This is a genomic window from Methylobacterium indicum, from assembly GCF_001043895.1.
Lineage (GTDB): Bacteria > Pseudomonadota > Alphaproteobacteria > Rhizobiales > Beijerinckiaceae > Methylobacterium > Methylobacterium indicum.
The window spans coordinates 1-3122 of the sequence record NZ_JTHF01000341.1; the positions used below are offsets into that span (position 1 = coordinate 1).

Sequence of the window (3122 nt, forward strand, 5' to 3'; positions counted from 1 at the left end):
GTCGACGACACCGCCCAGGCCCCGGAGCTGCGCGACCTCGCCGCCGCCCGCACGGCGCCCCCGGCCCCCGCCCGCCCGCCGGTGCGCGGCGAGGCCCCGGTCTGGCTCGCCACCGCCACCGACGACGCGAAGGCCTCCCCGGCGCGGGAGATCTGAAGCTGTCTGACCAGGAATCGGGAATATGCATGTAGAGTGGCGTTGCCGACACCGGCAACGCCACTCTACTGCACCGAACCGTCGCCTGACCTCACCAACCCACTCTCACTTGGCCGGCTTGCCCAGCACCTTGAGCGGGTCGGTGCGCTGGCTCGGCGCGGGCTCGGCGGTGAGGCTGTCGGCGCGTTCCTCCGGGCGGCCGCGGACGCTGCCGGTCGTGGCGGGGCTGCCCTGGCCGACGGTGGCGCGGTTGGCGGGGCTCGTCACCGGCACGGACCCGCTGGCGAGTTCGAGGCAGGTCAGCATCTCGACGTAGCTCGGGAACCCGCCGGCGCGCGATTGCTGCGAGCACTGGGTCTTGGCCGGGCCGGAGAACTGGCCCCAGCGCTTGCGCAGCTCGTCGCCCGCCGAGCGCTCGGAGCGCAGGCAGCCGTCCGAGCCCGCCTCCTGGCTCACCGAGGCGCGGCCCGGCGAGTTGCAGGTATGCTCGATGTCCAGCCGCGGCGGGCCGTCCGCCGCGACGAGGACGAGATGCGCGCCGAGGAGCGCGAAGGGCAGGGCGGCGGGCATGATGGATCTCCATTGCGCCGGAGAAGAAAAAGCTTCGCCGGTTCAACGCGCCGAGATCGCAAGAAGCTCCCGCCGACGATTCGTCCGCCCCTCGGCCTCACTCCTGGCGCAGGGCCTGGTCGAGGTCGGCGAAGAGGTCGTCGGCGTCCTCGATCCCGACCGAGAGGCGCAGCAGGTCCGGCGGGCAGGGGGTGCTCGGCCCCTCGATCGAGGCGCGATGCTCGATCAGGCTTTCGACGCCGCCGAGCGAGGTCGCGCGCTTCCACAAGGCCACCCGGGCCGCCGTCGCGATCGCCGCCGCCTCGCCGCCGGCCACCCGGATCGACAGCATCGTGCCGAAGCCGCCGGTCATCTGGCGCGCCGCCACCGCGTGGCCGGGATGCGCGGGCAGGCCGGGATACAGCACCTGGGCCACCGCCGGATGGGCCGAGAGGCGCTGCGCCAGCGCGCCGGCATTCGCCATCTGGGCGGCGATGCGGACGTGCAGCGTGCGCATCCCGCGCATCAGCAGGTAGGCCTCGAAGGGCCCGAGGATCGCACCGTTGCCCGAGCGGATGCGCTGGATGCGGGCCCAGAACGCGTCGGCCTTGGCCCCGGCGAGGGCGCCCGCGATCACGTCGGAATGGCCGTTGAGCACCTTGGTGGCGGCGTGCATCACCACGTCGGCGCCGAGCGAGAGCGGCCGGGTCACGACCGGCGAGCTGGCGGTGGAATCGACCGCGAGCCGGGCACCGGCCGCATGCGCGATCTCGGCCGCGCCCGCGATGTCGGTGACGGTCCAGAGCGGGTTCGACGGGGTCTCGAGCCAGACGAGCTTGGTCTCGCCGGGCCGCACGGCCTTCTTCAGGGCGTCGAGGTCGTCGGTCGCGACGAAATCGACCTTGAGGCCCCAGCGGGTCGCCTCCTCGGACAGCCAGCGCCGCAGGGCCCAGTACATCACGGTCGGCGCCACGATGTGGTCGCCGGGATCGAGAGCGCCGAACACCGCCGTGGCGGCGGCCATCCCGGAGGAGAACAGCAGCGCGCCGGCCTCCGCCTCCTCCAGCATCGCGATCACGGCCTCCGCCTCGCGCACGGTGGCGTTGTCAGGCCGGCCGTAGACGTAGCCGGAGGAATACTGGTTGTCGGGGTCGCGGACGTAGGTGGTGGCGACGTGGATCGGCGGCACCACCGCCTTCGTGATCGGGTCGACATGGCCCAACGCCTGCGCGGCGAGGCTCTTCTTCGACCAGTGGCGCGGGGCGCTGCTCATGCCGGGGCTCCAGGGGATAACAGGGACGTTTTGCTCCCCCGCCGCCCTTGCAGAACCGGTGCCGGCGCGCAACCTCCATCCCGGTATAGCACCCGAGCCCGTCATGCCCCGCACCGCAACGCTGCCTCCGACCGCCCCCGGAACCGACCGGCCCGTCCTGTCGCGCTGGCCGCGCCTCGCCGCCGCGGTGGTGCCCGTCGCTGCGGTCGCGGTGGTGGGCAGCCTGGCGACGTCGCCCAACATCCCGACCTGGTATGCGGGCCTCGCCAAGCCGGACTTCACGCCGCCGAACTGGCTGTTTCCCGTCGCCTGGACGATCCTCTACGCGCTGATCGCGTTTTCGGGCTGGCGGCTGCTCGGCATCGCCCCCGCCACGGGGTCGCTGCGGCGTACCCGCACCCTGGCCCTGTGGGCGTTCTTCGTCCAGCTCGCCCTCAACGGCGCCTGGACGCCGGTCTTCTTCGCCCGCCACGATCCGGCCGGCGGCCTCGTCGTGGTGGTCGCCCTGCTGATCATGATCTTGTGGACGATCCGGCTCGTCCTGCCCCTCGACCGGCTCGCCGCCCTCGTCCTCGTGCCCTACGCCGCCTGGGTGTCCTACGCGACGGCCCTCAACGCGGCGATCTGGTGGATGAACTGAAGGGCGGAGACGACCGGCTGGTCCTGCCCACGGCCTCATCCCGAGGCGTCGGTCGATCCTCGATCGACCGACCTCGAAGGAGGGCTGTGGAAAGCTCTTCGTGTCCAGGAGCCCTCCTTCGAGGCCGCTGCGCGGCACCTCGGGATGAGGCCGCGGATAGGAGGAGCAAGCCCCCCCTCAGGTCACGAGCACGGGGGGCTCACGGCACCAGCACGATCGCCCCGGCGACCTTGCGCGCCTCCGCGGCCTCGTGCGCCTCCACCACCTTCTCGAGCGGGAACCGCGCTCCGACATCGACCGCGACATGGCCGCGGGCGATCGCATCGAACAGGTCGGCGGCGTTGGCCCGGAAGGTGGCCGGGTCGGCGTTGTGCGGGAAGACCGACGGGCGGGTGAGGAACAGGCAGCCCTTCTTGTTGAGGAGTTCCGGATCGATCGCCGGCGACGGGCCGGACGCCGCGCCGTAGGAGACGACGAGGCCGAACGGCGCGGCGCAGTCGAGGG

The 3122-nt window shown here is 72.6% G+C and carries 4 protein-coding genes; 1 reads left to right on the forward strand and 3 read right to left on the reverse strand.

The window, feature by feature from the left end; genetic code table 11:
• Positions 1-261: 261 nt before the first annotated feature.
• Both QR78_RS29550 and QR78_RS29555 read right to left on the reverse strand, forming a co-directional pair.
• On the reverse strand, positions 262-726 hold the full coding sequence (locus QR78_RS29550) for a hypothetical protein (protein ID WP_048431197.1): 465 nt from the start codon (positions 724-726) through the stop codon (positions 262-264).
• A 97-nt stretch (positions 727-823) separates the two neighbouring features.
• On the reverse strand, positions 824-1978 hold the full coding sequence (locus QR78_RS29555; RefSeq protein ID WP_048431198.1) for a trans-sulfuration enzyme family protein: 1155 nt from the start codon (positions 1976-1978) through the stop codon (positions 824-826).
• A 103-nt stretch (positions 1979-2081) separates the two neighbouring features.
• On the opposite strand from QR78_RS29555, the gene QR78_RS29560 reads away from it, so the two are divergent.
• The gene (locus tag QR78_RS29560) at positions 2082-2618 is read left to right on the forward strand and encodes a TspO/MBR family protein (RefSeq protein WP_048431199.1); all 537 of its coding nucleotides are present in this window, start codon (positions 2082-2084) and stop codon (positions 2616-2618) included.
• 199 nt (positions 2619-2817) lie between these two features.
• Here QR78_RS29560 and QR78_RS29565 read toward each other — a convergent pair.
• The coding region (locus tag QR78_RS29565) for a zinc-binding dehydrogenase (RefSeq protein ID WP_048431200.1) at positions 2818-3122 on the reverse strand (305 nt) is incomplete at its 5' end.

Coding starts and splice junctions, on each gene's coding strand:
- QR78_RS29555 (WP_048431198.1), bottom strand. CDS start 1,978: ATGAGCAGCGCCCCGCGCCACTGGTCGAAGAAGAGCCTCGCCGCGCAG.
- QR78_RS29550 (WP_048431197.1), bottom strand. CDS start 726: ATGCCCGCCGCCCTGCCCTTCGCGCTCCTCGGCGCGCATCTCGTCCTC.
- QR78_RS29560 (WP_048431199.1), top strand. CDS start 2,082: ATGCCCCGCACCGCAACGCTGCCTCCGACCGCCCCCGGAACCGACCGG.